The following is a 15,240-nucleotide window of genomic DNA, read 5'->3' on the forward strand; positions in this document are numbered from 1 at the left end:
CCCGCACGGGCCGGCGACCGGTACGCGTGAACTTTTCGAGGGCAGACTGATCAGCAGCCGGCAGGATAAAGGGAGTCAGGGGACGGGCCATATCATCTCAACTCCGACTCCCTTATTTTGTTGGCTAACTTACCTGACTAAGCACTAGTCTGTCGTTCTCATCCGGCCGGCAAGTCGGCCACTTCCATCATTGCGCCATGAAAACCCCTTACCCTGCCCTGCTCTCGTTGCTACTGCTCTTCCGCCTGAGTGCTGCCCGCCCCGCTGCCCCCGGCCCGCCAACCGCCGCAAGTGGCTAAGGCCAGCTCTAAGCGTGTCACGTACCAGATCAAGCCGGCGGCCGTGACGTGGACCGGGTACGCCGAAGTGGGGAGCTACGCGCCCAGCGGAACGGTGCAGCTGCGGCAGGGCCATTTTGCCTACGACGGCCGCAACCCGCGCGCCGGCCGCTTCGAGTTCGATATGCGCACCCTCACCCAGGAGCAGCCCCAACTGGCCGAGCATCTGCGCGGGGAGGACTTCTTCGACGTGGCCAAGTACCCCACGGCCGTGTTCGTGCTCCAGCAAGTGCGGGCCGGCCAGGCCCGCGGCCTGCTCACGCTGCACGGCGTTACGCGGCCCATCCGTTTTCCGCTTACGCTGGAGCCGGACGCGCAGGGGCAGGTGCACGCTACCGGTACCGCCACCATCGACCGCACGCAGTTCGGCATCAACTTCAACTCCAGCAGCTTCTTCCAGAACCTGGGCTCCTACGCCATCCGCAACGAGTTCCGCCTCGCCTTCGACCTGGTGGCGGTGAGCAAGTAAGGGCCTCGTCATCCATCAACAGGCAACACCAGCGGCCCGGGTGGCGTACTCCTGCTAACAACTTACTCCTCTCCTAACCCGCTGCCTCATGGACAACGCTGCCCGCATCGAAGAAACTATTCAGGGTATCTACGACACCTTTGATAACCCCCGCAAGCACCCCGTGGAGGCCGGTCTGGGCTATATTGATGGCTGGATTCAGGCCCTCGACGGCCTCGGCGGATCGGCCCTCACCGGCCTGCAAACCGAGCTGCGCAACCTGCGCGCCCACGTGGAGCGCGACGACCGGCCCGCCATGGCCGCCAGCCTCCAGCTGCTGGGCCAGGAAACCGCGCGCATCGCCCACGACCTGCACAGCTTCACCGACGGCACCGGCGACCAGCTCCGCCACCTCGGCCAGACGCTGGTAACGGCCGCCGGCAACCTCAAAATGTCGTAAACCAACCGGCCAGTCTGGACCTTTACGGTAAACCGCGCCGCTATTTCCTCCGGGAAGTAGCGGCGCGGTTGCTTCTATCAGAGTCGGTGAGTTGTTGGCCAGAGCGGGTGAAGCAGAACGTCAGTCTAAATAGAACGTCATTCCGAGCTTGCCGAGGAATCTCGCGTGCTGACATTGGGAAAGTAACTCAACGTCAGGATTACTGTGGCAACATCAGCACGCGAGATTCCTCGGCTCCGGCTTCGCCTTCGCTCGGAATGACGTTCTTCTACATCTCACTTCTCACTTCTCAGTATCCCGCCGCCGCATCGTCGCCGCGGGGGTCGGCGCCGCCTTCGAGCCGGCCGCCGGGCAGCACCCGGATAAGCTCGACCCGGCCCCAGGGCGCGCGGGGTTTGAGTTGGTAGCCGCGGGCACGGAGGGTGTCCTGAGCGGCGGGCAGCAGGGCCCCGGCTTCCACGTCGAGCTGGTCGGGGAGCCACTGGTGGTGCAGGCGGGGCGCGGCCACGGCCTGCTGGGCGTTCTGGCCATAATCGACCACGCCCAGAATAGCCTGGAGCACGCTGGTGATGATGGTGCTGCCGCCGGGCGTGCCCACCACCAGGGCCAGTTTTTTGTCCCGGGTCAGGATGGCGGGCGTCATAGAGGAGAGCATCCGCTTGCCGGGGGCAATGGCGTTGGCGGCCCCGCCCACCAGTCCGTAGGCGTTGGGCGTGCCGGGCTTGCTGCTGAAATCGTCCATCTCATTATTCAGGATGAACCCGGCCCCGGCTACCACCACCTTGCTGCCGTAGGCCCCGTTGAGGGTAGTGGTGCAGCTCACGGCGTTGCCCTGGGCATCCACGATGTTGTAGTGGGTCGTCTGGTCCGATTCGTAGGCGGGCAGGCCGGGGCCGGCCGCTACCTGGGCGCTGGGCGTGGCCCGGTGGGGCAGGGTGGAGGCCATGCGCCGCTGGTTATAGGTGGGTTCGAGCAGCTGAGCCACCGGCACAAGGCCAAAATCCGGGTCGCCGAGGTAGGTGGCGCGGTCGGCGTACACCCGGCGCTCGGCTTCGGTAATCCAGTGCGTGGCCTGGGGGGAGTGCCAGCCGGCGGCGCGCAGGTTGTAGGGCTCCAGCATCTGGAGCAGTTGCAGCAGGGCCACGCCCCCGGAGCTGGGCGGCGGAAACGTAAGCACGTCGTAGCCCCGGTAGCGGCCGTGCAGGGGCGTGCGCCACCGGGGCCGGTAGCCCGCCAGATCCGCCTGGGTAATCAGGCCCTGGCCGCGCTGCATTTCGGCCACAATGAGCCGGGCAGTGGGGCCGGTGTAGAAGCCGTTGCGGCCCTGGTCGCGGATATATTGTAAGGTGCGAGTAAGATATAAATGCTGGATTACGTCGCCCGCTTGCCAAGGGCGGAAGGTTGGCTGCGGGTCGGTATAGGTGCCTAAGTCGTAGCTACTGGCATCAGGCCTCAGATATGCAGTGCCTCGGGGATTGAGGCGAACAAAGGCCGCCCGGTTGGCATTCAGCCCGGCGGCTTCCTTTTCCGTCAGCTTTACTCCGCCTAACGCCAGTTGCACGGCCGGTTCCACTACGTCTTTCCAGGGCAGTTTACCCCGCTTCTGGTGCAGCTCCCACATGCCGGCCACGGTGCCCGGCACGCCGGCGGCCCGGTGGCCCAGGGTGCTCAGGTCGGGGATTACGTTGCCCTGCGCATCCAGGTACATATCCCGGGACGCGGCGGCGGGGGCGGTTTCGCGGAAGTCCAGGGCGCCTTCCTGGCCGTCGGCCCCGCGGTAGAGCAGGAAGCCCCCGCCCCCGATGTTGCCGGCCGCCGGCAGGGCCACGGCCAGGGCAAACTGCACGGCCACGGCCGCATCGTAGGCGTTGCCGCCCCGTTGCAGAATCTCCACCCCGATGCGCGTAGCCTCCGGGTGGGCCGACGTAACCAGCGCATGGTCGGCCACCACGGGCGTAGCCGCGGGCACCGGCGCGGCCAGGGCGGCAGCGGAGGCGGTTTCGGCCAGAGAAGAGGTAGTGGGCGGGGTAGTGGTGCAGGCCACCAGCGCCGCCAGCAACAGGGGGTACAAAAGGCGTTTCATGCCGGCAAGGTAGTGACTGGGTGGCTGGGTTGGTGGGAGTCCGGGGGGCGTTATAGGTTCTGTTATCCTGAGCGGCGCGAAGGACCTTATCCAGTTGGCGCTGATTGTTGGATGATGATGCTTGCTCTGGAGCACAAGGTCCTCCGCGCCGCTCAGGATAACAGAACCTGTAATGCTCCCCCCATTCCCCCATCAACCCAATTCCCCAGCCCCTCGCTCCCCCAATTGCGTAATCCGCGTAGTTTTGGGCTTCGCCTCCATACTCCACCACCCGCGCCATGACAACGACGACTGATTCCGCCGCAACCGCTACGCCCCAACTGGCCCTGGTTCGCCACGACCCCTGGCTGACGCCCTACGAGCCGGCCCTGCTGAAGCGGCAGGCACGACTGGCGCAGCGGCTGGCCGATATAACAGCCCACTATGGCTCGCTCAGCAAGTTCGCTACGGCCCACCAGCGTCTGGGCCTGCACTACGACGGCCGCCGCCGGGGCTACTGGTTCCGCGAGTGGGCCCCCGCCGCCCAGGCCGTGGCCCTCATCGGCGACTTCAACGGCTGGAACCGGCAGGCCACCCCGCTCACTCGCACCGACGACGGTGTGTGGGAGGTTTTTCTGCCCGATAAGGAGTACCAGGACCGGCTTACCCACCACTCCCTCTACAAGGTGCACGTGGTGTCGGCGCGCGGGGGCCAGGACCGCCTGCCGGCTATGCTGCGCCGGGCCGTGCAGGACGCCGAAACCAAGGACTTCGCCGGGCAGGTCTGGCGGCCGGAGCAGTCGTTTGTCTGGACCGATCAGAAGTTCCGGGTGGCCAACGCGGTGCGGGAGCCGTTCATTTACGAGGCCCACGTGGGCATGGCCCTGGAAGAAGGCAAGGTGGGCTCCTACCTCGAATTCGCCGACCAGATTCTGCCCCGCATTCAGGCCGAGGGCTACAACTGCCTCCAGCTGATGGCCGTGATGGAGCACCCGTACTACGGCTCGTTCGGCTACCACGTGGCCAACTTCTTTGCCGTATCCTCGCGCTTCGGCACGCCCGAGGAGCTCAAGTACCTTATCAACGAAGCCCACCGCCGGGGCCTGGCCGTGCTGCTCGACGTGGTGCATTCGCACGCCGTGAAGAACGAGGCCGAAGGCCTGGCGAACTTCGATGGCTCCGGCCACCAGTACTTCCACGAGGGCGCGCGCGGCAACCACCCGGGCTGGGATTCCAAGCTATTCGACTACGCCAAGCCCGAAGTGCAGCAGTTCCTGCTCAGCAACGTGCGCTACTGGCTGGAGGAATTCCACTTCGACGGCTTCCGCTTCGACGGCATCACCAGCATGCTCTACCATCACCACGGCGAGGGCGTGAGCTTCGGGGGCTACGACTCGTATTTCGGCCCCGAGGTGGACGAGGACGCCATTTTGTACCTGCAACTGGCTACCACGCTCACCCGCGAAATCAAGCGCAGCGCCCTGCTTATTGCCGAGGACATGAGCGGCATGCCCGGCCTGTGCCGGCCCACGGCGGAGGGCGGCATCGGCTTCGATTACCGCCTGGCCATGGGCATCCCCGACTACTGGATCAAGCTGCTCAAGCACACCCGCGACGAAAACTGGAGCCTGCCCGACCTCTGGCACGTGCTCACCAACCGCCGCGCCGGCGAGAAAACGGTGGCCTACGCCGAAAGCCACGACCAGGCCCTGGTAGGCGACAAAACCCTGGCCCACTGGCTCTTTGATCAGGCCATTTACGACCACATGCACAAGGACGACCCCGATGCCGTGGCGGCCCGGGGCATGGCCCTGCACAAACTCATCCGGCTGGCCACGCTCAGCCTGGGCGGCGAGGCCTACCTCAACTTCATCGGCAACGAGTTCGGCCACCCCGAGTGGGTCGATTTCCCCCGCGAAGGCAACGCCTGGAGCCACCACTTCGCCCGCCGCCAGTGGAACCTGGCCGACAACCCCGACCTCAAGTTCCAGTACCTCCAGCAGTTTGACACGGCTATGGTGACGATGGCCAAAAAAACGCGCCTGCTGGCCGCCGGCCCCGCCCACCAGCTCAAGCTCGACCCCGAGAACCAGGTCCTGATTTTTGAGCGCGGCACCCTGCTGTTCGTCTTCAGCTTCCACATCGAGCGCAGCGTGCCCGACTACCGCTTCTTCGTGCCCGCCGCCGGCCGCTACCGCATCCTCCTCAACTCCGACGACGCCCGGTTCGGCGGCTTTAACCGCGTAGACGACGATTACACGTACGAAACCTTCGCGGAAGATGGCGTGAACAAGCTCAGCCTCTACATCACCAGCCGCACCGCCCTGGTACTGGAACGGCAGTAACGGCACCTCACCCCCTGGCCCCCGGTTCGCTTGAGGCGCGAAGCCTGGGGGAGAGGGGGAGCCTGACGCCAGCTAATGAACAATACCAACCAGAAGAGCCCGCCGATTATCGGCGGGCTCTTCTGGTTAATGCCTGACTAAAGTTTTTGCCGATGAAATACCTCACCTGCTTGACGTCAGGCTCGCCCTCTGCCCGAGGCTTCGCGCCTCAAGCGAACCGGGGGCCGGGGGGAGGAGGTGCCGTTACTGCCGCGTTTTGCGGCCGGATTCGGCTTGCTCCAAGGCATCGGTGATGCGCTGGGCACGGGCTTCGGGCTTTTTGGCGCGGGCAATCCACTGGGCCAGCTGCTTGCGCTGGGTGAAGGGCAGGGCATCGAAGCGGGCGCGCAGGGCGGTGCGGTCCAGGGCGCGGGCCAAGTCGTCGGGCAGGTCGAGGCCGGTGGGGTCGGTATCGTGCTGCAGTACGATGTGCACCGTATCGGACCAGGTTTTGCCGATGGCGTTGCGCACTTCTTTGCGCACGCTGAACATATGCCGGAGCTGCTGGTCGCCGCCTTCCAGGGGCATCAGGTTCAGGCGGATGGGAAAGCCATCAATGGTGCCCTGGACGGGCAGTGCGCCCTTGGTGCCGTACTCGTCGGGCACGCTGAAGGGCACGACTACGAATACGCCATTGTCGCCCCCATCCATTTCCAGGGGGGCATCGAATTCGTGTTGGCGGGCAGAGGAGTCGGGGGAAATCATGCGGTTGGCGGGAAAAAGGGGGCCACGGCCTGGCGGCCCGGGATGCTGTGTTCGAGCTGGTGAAGAATGGTATTGATGGCTTCCGTATCGGTGGGGGAAATCATGCGCAGGCGCTCGGGCGGCAGTTGGTACCGCTCGTAGAGGCGGCGAGCCACCTTGTCGGAGGCGGCCAGCACGAGGTCGGCGCGGCGCAGGGCCAGGCGTTCCAGGGCCAGCCCCCAGCCCCGTTCGTCGGAGTTGGGGCGCTCCTCCACCAGCTCGTGCACATGCAGCACCAAAGGGCGGCCCGTTTGGTGGCGGATTTCCAGGGCCGCCAGCCACGTGGGCCAGTCCACGGCGTAAATCACGGCAAATTCTTCCAGTAAGGCGCGGCGGGTAGCAAAGCGCGCGTATTGAATCACCTGAAAGTTGAGGTCGGTGCTGGTGGGCAGGTCCACGCCCAAAGCGGCCAGGGCCTCGGTCAGGGTGGCCTGCACCCGGGCCGGTAAGGGCTCGTGGGCTTCCTTCAACTCATCAGCAGTCAGCTCATCAGCAGGCCGTTCGTCGGCAACCAAGTCGTCGGCGGGCTGGTCGAGGGCATTGGCTTCGGCCACGGCGGGCTCCGCACCGTCACGGGCAAATTCGTCGAGGTTGAGCAGCAGGTCGTGGTCAAGGAGCGTTGCCGGGTTTTCGGCGGTGTCGGCCAGCTTATTTCCAGTACCCGTTCCGGTCCGACTCGTGTCCGCCGGGGTGAGCGTAACGGCCGGCGTGGTACCCGGGGCCGCGCCGGGCGTGGCCCCCAGGTAAGGGGCGGCTGGCGAATTCCAAGCCCCACTGATGCCCCCGGCCGACCCGGTTCCGGCCGAGCCCACGTAGGGAGCCGCCGGGCGTTGCCAGGCACCGGGGCGCTGGTCGGGGCGGGGGCGGGGAGCCAGGGCTTCAGCCAGGCTCAGGTCGGCCAGTCCCGTAACGCGGGCCGTGGCCGGGATACTGAAGGGTGGCTGCGGCAGGTGGGGCAGCATCACCGACAGGGGAGCCAGGGGGGCCAGGTGGTGGACCAGGGGCCGGACGGAGGGCACCGCAAGCTCCCCGGCGCGGGGGGCTTCGTTCCAGCCAAGCAGCAGCACGCGGAAAGGAGCAGGGGTCATAAGCGGATAGCTGAACAGGCGGGAAGCGTTTCCAGGAATACGGCAAGGTAGAGAAAAAAGGTACCCGCAGTGTCGGAAAGGGCATCCGTCGAAAACCCGGTTGTGGGCGGCGGGCTCCGCCGCCTGCCGGTTTATCTGTGGGGCCAGCCGCTAACAGGCCGGCCGCGTTTACGTCCGAAACCGCTGCTCCCCGCTTTCTTTCTCCCGACTTTTTGCTTGCATGGCCTGCACGCGTAGTACAAGAAAGGCGGGGAAACCAGCGTGCTCTACAGCGACGGGGGCGAAGGATATGGCTACGAGCAGGGCCAGCGCACCGTGCGCCGCTTCCGCGTCACGGGCTCCGGAACCGGCCTGCTGCTCCAGCAGCAAACCGAGAGCGACTACCAGCCCAGTTGGCGCACCTCCCGCGTGGTGGTCCACGGCCTGCCCTCCCTGGCCACCACCTTCAGCACCGACGGCCAGCCGGCCCAGGGCTTGGAGGTCACCACCGAAACCGGCCTCACCGGCCCGGCGTGGTGGTAGGGGCCGGTTTCACGGAACTGGTAATTGGGTAGTTCTGGTTGCTGCATGACGACTGCGATTAAGCGATACCATCCTTTTTCTAAAATCCCTTTACTGCTTCGATACTCTTCGGCTTGTAGCTATGGGAGGTATTCTGTCGCCTTCTTAGTTGGCTTCTGCGCCTTGCTAGGAAAAGTATTTGATTACTCGATTAGATAATAGGTTTCTATCCGGTTGAATGCTTTATTTGTCGACTGTTTTAGCTCGTTCATCGTTTTTTTACATATTTTTATAACAGTATGAAACAGACAGTACGACTAAGTATTCTGGCAGCAGTATTGATGGGGGGGGTGAGCTGCAACAAAGAAGCCAGCATCTCCAATCCTGAGCCTGCGCAAAGAGCAGTATCAGAAGGCAAAGCCTGGCAGAATTTTCAGCAGAAGATAGCGGCGGGGGAGGCAAATGACCCTCTACGGCAGTACGTTAGCAAGGGCACCCGTTTAGTATTCGAAGGAAGTGGGCCTCGCCCAAGTCGGCCGAAGTACAACAGTTTTGAGCGGGAAGCTATTGTAGACCACGAGGGAACAGTTGTTAATCCCCAGCCTGGGTTTTTGATTCCTTGTGGTGGAGATAATGGGGAGCCCGATAATCCGGGTACCTGTGTGGGAGGTGGGGGTGCTCCGCCTGTTTTTGTGTCGAGCGAGAATCAGGGAGCATATAGCGCGATAGACAATCCTAATGGATATATCTATGATTTGAAGATCGTCAGCAATAGTTGAGTCAATCCGAATGACCCGCCGGACTACACACGGCTTCCTCTTGATTTAAACGATCAGGCGGGGGGGAGCTTTATATATCTGACGTTTGTCCGTGACCCTAAAAAGGTGCAGAACGGGATAGAATATCATAGAAATTATAGATACTCGAGTGGTCCTGTTACAAATATTGAAATTAAGACTGGTGGAAGTCGTGCTCCTGATCCTAGTATTGATTATTATCATATTTATGAATACAACAGGTACGGCTACTCTAACTTTGGTCCTCAAGATCTTAACAATGGTGCTTACGGTTCTTATATCTGGTCTTATCAGACAAAGCAGCCTGGTAGTCCAATAGAAATTGGATTACTATCTGGTGATAATGACAAAATTAAGCCACCTGTAGGATGGTATAAATATGCTGTCGATTTAAATCAGGGAGCCGGAGGAAAATTTATTTACTTATGTAAAAAGAGTAGATAAAATATTTATATGAAAATAATATTAATTGTTATCATGACCTTGGTGTCAATATGCAGCCGAGCACAAGATTCGGGTGATTCAAAGCTTTTGCATAAATATCATTTGACCGTAAGCAGAGGCTATAGCGTGTATGAAGTTTTTTATGATTCACGCTCTGGTATACAACCTTCTGTAATATCTTTCGGGCCTTGGCAGTTGGGTGTTGGTGTAAATGTTAGCAATAGATTATCTATGGAGACGGGGCTGCTATATAGTAAGCAGCATAGCGAGAGTATAGCACAGGGAACTGGTTTGAATGGCATGCCAATAGCCGAACGATTAAAGAGTAATTCTCAGGCAATTGGAATGCCGATAAAATTCAGGTATGCTATTAGAAGAAATGCTAAAAGTCGATTTCAGGCTGATGTTATAGGTAGCATCAGCTTTGTCAGACAACAAGCAGATTCCGAATTTACGAGAACTGAAGGAGTAGATGTACTAGATTACTATTACAAGCAGGGTGAATCATCCGATTTTTACGTGACAGCAGGTTTGAGCGGGCGATATTTGCTTTGGAAGCATCTGGAAATTGTAGGTGAACTGAGTTTCAATCACATCTTAAAAGATCTCCCCTCCGAAGTGCATACCAACGTCATTGGAAACCCTACTGGCCTGACGGAAAATCATAAAATTGGGTTACGCTACAATTTCAACTTTAAATTACCCAAACGATAAAAGGGAGTGGCGGGCACACCTACCGCGTTATCCTGCACGGCCTGCCCCTCTTGGCCTCCGCCTTCAGCACCGACGGCCAGCCAGCCCAGGGCCTGGAAGTCACCACCGAAACCGGCCTCACTGTCCCGCCGTCCTCATCGGGGCCGCCTTCACGGAACCGGTGATTGGGTAGGCTTTGTTGGTTTTCACTAAAGAAAGAGCGCTCATCCTACCAGAGAAGGCCGCTCTTTGTGTAACCTTCTGTTGAGGCCGGGGTCGACACCTTAAAAAACCAAAAACTACTCCTTCACCCGGTCGCGCAGGTACTGGTACACTTCGGGGTTGCTGAGCAGGGTACCGTGGTGGAGCTGGGGGTAGATGTGGGTGCTGATGAGTAGGTCCTGGGGCGCGGCGGGGTCCTGGAAAACGCGGCCGGCGGCGCTGCCCGCGCCCACGAGCCCGTCGCCGAAGTAGTCGTGCAGGGCGGAGGTGGCCGTTTTCAGCAGCGAGCCCACCAGCACATGGTAGCGCACGCCGGGCAGGGGCGGCACCACGGTGCGGGGCGGAAACAGGTCATCGGCGTGCTCGTTCTGCCAGTCGGCATCCACCAGCCGGGCGTGGCGCAGGTCCTTGATGCCGTTGCTGCGCTGGTCCATCAGGCCGCTGATGGCGCGGGTGGGCCAGAGGTTGATCTTGCGCAGCACGAGGCTGGTGAAGTGGCTGTTCTGCTCCAGAAACGAGCCGTCGTTCGGCACGCCCAGCAAAAACACGTCTTGCAGCCGCCCCAGCCAGGTAGGTTGGTGGTGGGTAGCCGGAGATTGGGGTTCGGTTGACGAGGGGTTCTGGCTATCTGGTGGACCAGATTCCTCACGCGCGCTGTCGTTCTTGGTTTCCTCTTCCTGCCCATAATACCCCGCCGAGCGGATGACCAGCCCGCCCATGCTGTGGCCCACCAGCACCAGCTCACCTACCACGTCGGGGAACGTAACGACCAACTCCGTGAGCAACTGGTGCAGCTGTCGGCCGTTTTCGGAAACGTGCAGGCCGGTGTTGTAGCGCACGTAGAGGCAGCACACGTCGGTATCCCGTTGCAGGAGCGGGCCGAAGCGCAGGTCTTCGGCCCCGTTGCCGGTTTGCCAGATGATTTCGTCGCCCATGAGCCCGTGCAGGAACACCACCGTTTTGCGCGGCCGGCCATCGGCCGCTGGCCCGAGGCGTAGGTCGGCTACCGCAACATCGGCCCCGTGGCGGCGGAAACTGAACGGGATGGCCCGCCGGTCGTGGCGGGCCGCCAGCTGGTCGCCGAAAGCGCCGTTGAGCACGGGCAGCGTGAAGTGCAGGTTGTCCTGGCCCACGCGGTAGAGCAGGCCGGCCCCATCGAAGGGAGCCCGCGCAACCCGGCCCACGACGCGCCCGAAGCGCTGCCAGCGGGAGGGTGGGGGCAAGTTGGCGGCCGACGAATCGGAAGTGGGGTCCTGGGGCTCGTTCACGGGTTAGGGGTGGGGAAACCGGCGGCAGCCGGCAATGAGCAGATGGGTAAAAGGTACGACTTCGACGGCGCGCAAAGAAATCTGCCGCCCCCGACAGCCGCCGCTAGCCGGCCGGTGGTGGGGACGGTGGGGCCGGTGCGGGCAGCACGGCCCCGAGGGCCGCGCCGGTAAGCAACCCGCCCACGTGGGCCGCATTATCGGTGGTGTGGGCCTGGAGCCCGCCCACCAGGCTGCCCACCATCAGGTAGAGCACGAACAGCAGCACGGTATAGCGCTCCGAGCGCGAAAACACGGCCGGCCGTCGTACCAGCGTGGCCAGTAACAGCCCGTAGAGCCCAAAAATGGCCCCCGATGCCCCCACCGAGTTCACGCCCTGGCTATGCCACCACAGGCTGGCTAAGCTGCCTCCCACTCCGCTCACCAGGTACACCCACAACAGCCGCCGCGAACCGGTCAGGCGTTCCGTGAGCAGCCCCAGAAACACCAGGGACGCCATATTCATAACCAAATGGGCCACGCCGCCGTGCAGAAACGTGCTGGTGAGCAGCCGCCAGGGCTGGCCGGGCAGGGTAAGGGGCGAAAAGTTGGACCCCCACCGGATGAGGTCGGCGGCGGCCGGCTGCCAGAGGTTGGCCCCGCCCAGCCCAAGCAGCAGAAACCCGAGTAAGTTCAGCCACAGCAGCGCCGGTATAGCCCGGTATCCGTTCCGAAACCCAAATATGCCCTTCACAGTCCGTCGCAGGCCACTGCCCGCCGAAGGCTCCGGAAGCGAAACCGGCGGACGAACCGGGCCGGCGGGCAGCTCCGACACCTCGGGTACCAAACCGCGTCGCTGCAATTCCCGCACGGCGGCCTGGCCCACGGGCGCGGGGTATTCCGCCGCGTAACGGGCCAGGTAGAGCAGTTCGGCGTCGGTTTTGCCGGCGAACAGGGCGACGGGGTCGGTGGGATGGTCGGAATCGGGGGAAGCAGCCATGAGCGGAGGGGGCGGAGCCGGAGCCGCCCAAGCGGCGCACCGAAACCAGCATGCGCGGCCGGCTTCACAAACCCTGCCAGCCCCCACCGGCTGACAGGATTACCGGTCCGGCTACAAATCCGACATGCGGCCCTGAATGGCCCGGCCCTTGCCATAGTGGCCCAGCACTTCCTGACTGATGCTGAGCGCCTCCTGCTGGTCGTGGCGCAGGCCGTCGTCCACCAGCGGATGCTGGGCTTCGGCGCGGGAGCGGAGCGTCTGGAGCATTGTGCGGCGCAACTCCAGGCCGCGCTGCATCAGGTCCAGGCGGCTTTCCATTTCAGCCGTCAGGTGCTGGTCGTAGGCTTTGGCCCGCATAAACCAGTTCACCCGCTCCAGCCCGATACCCGCCTGATCGGCAAAAACGTCGGTCGTGGAGTCACCCAATGCCTGGGCGATGAGGTGTTGGGCCGCGTTTTCGGCCAGCCAGTAGCGGCGGGCCATGCGGCCGTAGCGGCCGGCGGCGGTGGTATCGGCCCGGTCGGCGGCGGGCAGCAGGCGGTGCGTCTGGCCCATCTGGTTGGCGGCTTCCCGCTCGAAGGAAGGCAACAGGTGGGCCTTAACGGCTTCGAGCACGATAGGCTCTTGGTGGGCCGGCGCAGTGGGGGTGTTGGTGGGCGTGTCGCGCAGGCTCCACCAGCCCAGGCCGGCCAGGACTACCAGCCCGGCCGCCGCCGCTGGCCACCAGCGCCGCCCGCTCGCCGGCTCATCGGCTTGGTAAGCTACGTCGGCGGCGGCATCCGGGGCGGTAGCTGCAGTCGCAACCGAATTGGGCACGAGCGCACCGCGCCGCCGTAATTCGCGGCGGGCTTCGGCCACTACCGTCTGGTGGTATAGATCAGGGTGCTGGGTAAGGTATTGAAGCTGGGCGGTAGTTTTTTCCAGGAATGAATCGGGGCTGGCAGCAGGGCTCAACATAGCATAAGAAGACAGCGGATAGGGCGAAAAGGCCTCCAAATTGAGGAAAATGCCCGAATTTCCAATCGCCTTTTGCCAACGCCAACGCTGTAGGGCGCGTATAACCAAGTAGGAGTGGCGGCTGGCTCGGCCGATAATGACCGGATGGCCACCGTTCTATCACCCCTTTATTTTCCATTGCCGAAGCGCACTTTCGGGTGGCGCTATGGCCAACGGATCATCTTTTTTTCATCTTAACCAATCCTTTTTTATGGCAACTGATAAGAACACCCCTAACGAAAAACTTGAGAACGAACACAACCGCACCCAGCAGCAGGTGGCTAATAGTGGCAACAACGCGCCCCGCCCCGAAAATGTGGGTGGTGTAAGTGTTCAGCAGCAGGGGGGTAGGTCGCTCACCTCCTCGCCCGACAACGACGGCAACAACGGCGGCAACCGGGGTGGTTCGCACGATAGCGGCCCCCAAAATGCCCAAGGCAGTAGCAACCGCGGGGGCCAGCCCGGAGCCGATCAGAAGAATGACGGCGGTGGCGCCGACCAGGAGCAGGCCAACCAGACGAAGAACACCACGGCCTATAATACCGAGTACACTAACGCCCGCTCGGCCTCCAGTTCGGCTAATGACGGCGGCAAAATGGGCGACGCCGATAACCCGGCTTAACCCCTTCCGGCTCTACCCGCTTCCGTATTTTGGACAAAGGATGGGTAGGGCCGGCTTCTTCCCCTCAAATCTCTACCCCATGAAAAACGCTCCCGAAAAAGATAAGAACGCCGACGCGGCCGACCTCATTGCCGATGGCGCGGCCTCGGCCGCCCAGCAGACCGATTCGGCCGAGCAGTCCGGTAGCAACCCTGAAGCAGCAATTCCGGAAAGCACCCAGGAGCACATGGGCGACGGCTCAGGCATCCGGGGTGGCTACGGCGACAGCGACCAGACCAACGGCCTGGAAGGTGGCCCGACGAAGTCCGAATCATCCCGCTCCGACAAAAAGGCCGAATAGCTTTCGCTCTACCCCAAATAAACCGCCCGGCCAACAAGTGGCTGGGCAGTTTGTTATGAGCCTGTTTCAGTAACCATTTCCTCCGTCTTGCGTACGTCCTCGGGTCCGTTGCCGAGCCAATGGTTGAGCTTCCTCATTGATTATGGCCGCCGAACCCTCCACATTTTCCATCACAACTTCTGCCGCCGAATATCGCCGATATTTAGTTGGCAACGCAGAGGGAGAAATGCTCGATGTGGCCAAGCTGATTCCGGGCCTAGTGCTAGATCTACGCTTTGCTACCGCCCAAACGTTGCTGGGCCGCCCCCTTTATGCCCGGGCGCGGGCCCTGTTGCGCCGCCCCGTAGCCGAAGCTTTACAGCGCGTGCAGGCAACGCTCAGCGGCTGGGGTCTCGGGCTGTGCCTGTATGATGCTTACCATCCTTACAGCCTCACCACCGAGCTTATGTGCCCGCCCGAGAAGCTGGTGGATCCGCCTTGGAGCCATTTGCCCCATACGCGGGGTTGCGCCGTGGGCGTAGGCTTGGTCGAACTGGCCAGCCAACGCCCGCTGCCGCTACCCACCGATTTCCAAGAGTATCAGCCCGCTACCCACTCCGGCTATGGCCAGCTCCCCGCTCACGTGCTCTTTAACCGCAGCATGCTGCTGGCCGCTATGAAGCAGCAGGGCTTTGCCAATTATCCTGGCGAGTGGTGGCACTATGCCCATCAGCGCTGGGCCGATTTCGGCCCGCTGGATATTTCGTTTGAGGAGTTGGGATAAGGCGAAATGATGAGCTAACGAGATGGTGGGATTATTTCTCCACCCTTCGATTATAGCATTAGTGCAGTGAGAATAACTGGAGCGTCAACCCATC

The 15,240-nt window shown here is 62.2% G+C and carries 15 protein-coding genes and 1 pseudogene; 10 read left to right on the forward strand and 6 right to left on the reverse strand.

All coding sequences use genetic code 11. From position 1 onward, the window contains the following. Nucleotides 1-291 precede the first annotated feature (291 nt). Nucleotides 292-807, forward strand: a complete 516-nt coding sequence (locus D0T11_RS14835) for a YceI family protein (protein WP_182888427.1) — start codon at nt 292-294, stop codon at nt 805-807. A gap of 88 nt (nt 808-895) precedes the next feature. Continuing rightward, on the forward strand, nt 896-1,246 hold the full coding sequence (locus D0T11_RS14840) for a hypothetical protein (protein WP_119656585.1): 351 nt from the start codon (nt 896-898) through the stop codon (nt 1,244-1,246). A gap of 289 nt (nt 1,247-1,535) precedes the next feature. On the opposite strand, the gene ggt is transcribed toward D0T11_RS14840, so the two are convergent. Further along, on the reverse strand, nt 1,536-3,329 hold the full coding sequence (gene ggt, locus D0T11_RS14845) for a gamma-glutamyltransferase (protein WP_119656586.1): 1,794 nt from the start codon (nt 3,327-3,329) through the stop codon (nt 1,536-1,538). A gap of 278 nt (nt 3,330-3,607) precedes the next feature. Between ggt and D0T11_RS14850 the strand changes: the two genes are divergently transcribed. Further along, entirely contained in the window at nt 3,608-5,653 is a 2,046-nt protein-coding gene (locus D0T11_RS14850) for an alpha amylase C-terminal domain-containing protein (protein WP_119656587.1), read from the forward strand. Between the two features lie 243 nt (nt 5,654-5,896). Here the strand turns inward: D0T11_RS14850 and D0T11_RS14855 are convergent, their stop codons facing one another. Further along, nucleotides 5,897-6,397, reverse strand: a complete 501-nt coding sequence (locus tag D0T11_RS14855; RefSeq protein ID WP_119656588.1) for a YdeI/OmpD-associated family protein — start codon at nt 6,395-6,397, stop codon at nt 5,897-5,899. Continuing rightward, nucleotides 6,394-7,524 carry a glycosyltransferase family 4 protein gene (locus tag D0T11_RS14860; protein WP_119656589.1) on the reverse strand — a complete coding sequence of 377 codons (1,131 nt, stop codon included), beginning with the start codon at nt 7,522-7,524 and terminating at the stop codon, nt 6,394-6,396. The genes D0T11_RS14855 and D0T11_RS14860 overlap by 4 nt, the downstream gene beginning before the upstream one ends. Before the next feature lie 258 nt (nt 7,525-7,782). Between D0T11_RS14860 and D0T11_RS14865 the strand changes: the two are divergent. The 4 genes and pseudogenes from D0T11_RS14865 to D0T11_RS14875 all read left to right on the forward strand — a co-directional run. Next, nucleotides 7,783-8,046 (forward strand): annotated as a pseudogene (locus D0T11_RS14865) (DUF5110 domain-containing protein); the annotation flags it as partial. 278 nt (nt 8,047-8,324) lie between these two features. Then, nucleotides 8,325-8,804 (forward strand): hypothetical protein, encoded by a 480-nt coding sequence (locus tag D0T11_RS22160; protein WP_147374673.1) that lies wholly within the window; start codon nt 8,325-8,327, stop codon nt 8,802-8,804. A 105-nt stretch (nt 8,805-8,909) separates the two neighbouring features. Beyond that, nucleotides 8,910-9,266, forward strand: coding sequence for a hypothetical protein (locus D0T11_RS22165; RefSeq protein WP_147374674.1), 357 nt, complete (start codon nt 8,910-8,912; stop codon nt 9,264-9,266). 9 nt (nt 9,267-9,275) lie between these two features. Next, nucleotides 9,276-9,980, forward strand: coding sequence for an outer membrane beta-barrel protein (locus D0T11_RS14875; RefSeq protein WP_119656592.1), 705 nt, complete (start codon nt 9,276-9,278; stop codon nt 9,978-9,980). A 278-nt stretch (nt 9,981-10,258) separates the two neighbouring features. On the opposite strand, the gene D0T11_RS14880 is transcribed toward D0T11_RS14875, so the two are convergent. The 3 genes from D0T11_RS14880 to D0T11_RS14890 form a co-directional block, all read right to left on the reverse strand. Beyond that, entirely contained in the window at nt 10,259-11,449 is a 1,191-nt protein-coding gene (locus D0T11_RS14880) for an esterase/lipase family protein (RefSeq protein WP_119656593.1), read from the reverse strand. 103 nt (nt 11,450-11,552) lie between these two features. Continuing rightward, nucleotides 11,553-12,425, reverse strand: a complete 873-nt coding sequence (locus D0T11_RS14885) for a rhomboid family intramembrane serine protease (RefSeq protein WP_119656594.1) — start codon at nt 12,423-12,425, stop codon at nt 11,553-11,555. 111 nt (nt 12,426-12,536) lie between these two features. Beyond that, nucleotides 12,537-13,382, reverse strand: a complete 846-nt coding sequence (locus D0T11_RS14890; RefSeq protein WP_119656595.1) for a hypothetical protein — start codon at nt 13,380-13,382, stop codon at nt 12,537-12,539. Between the two features lie 250 nt (nt 13,383-13,632). Between D0T11_RS14890 and D0T11_RS14895 the strand changes: the two genes are divergently transcribed. The 3 genes from D0T11_RS14895 (at nt 13,633) to D0T11_RS14905 (ending at nt 15,146) form a co-directional block, all read left to right on the forward strand. Further along, complete coding sequence (locus D0T11_RS14895; protein ID WP_119656596.1) at nt 13,633-14,043, forward strand: hypothetical protein; 411 nt, start codon at nt 13,633-13,635, stop codon at nt 14,041-14,043. Between the two features lie 79 nt (nt 14,044-14,122). Beyond that, complete coding sequence (locus D0T11_RS14900; protein WP_119656597.1) at nt 14,123-14,383, forward strand: hypothetical protein; 261 nt, start codon at nt 14,123-14,125, stop codon at nt 14,381-14,383. Nucleotides 14,384-14,609: 226 nt separating this feature from the next. After that, nucleotides 14,610-15,146, forward strand: coding sequence for a M15 family metallopeptidase (locus tag D0T11_RS14905; RefSeq protein ID WP_262681984.1), 537 nt, complete (start codon nt 14,610-14,612; stop codon nt 15,144-15,146). The last annotated feature ends 94 nt before the right edge of the window (nt 15,147-15,240 follow it).

This window comes from Hymenobacter rubripertinctus (assembly GCF_003583925.1).
GTDB lineage: Bacteria > Bacteroidota > Bacteroidia > Cytophagales > Hymenobacteraceae > Hymenobacter > Hymenobacter rubripertinctus.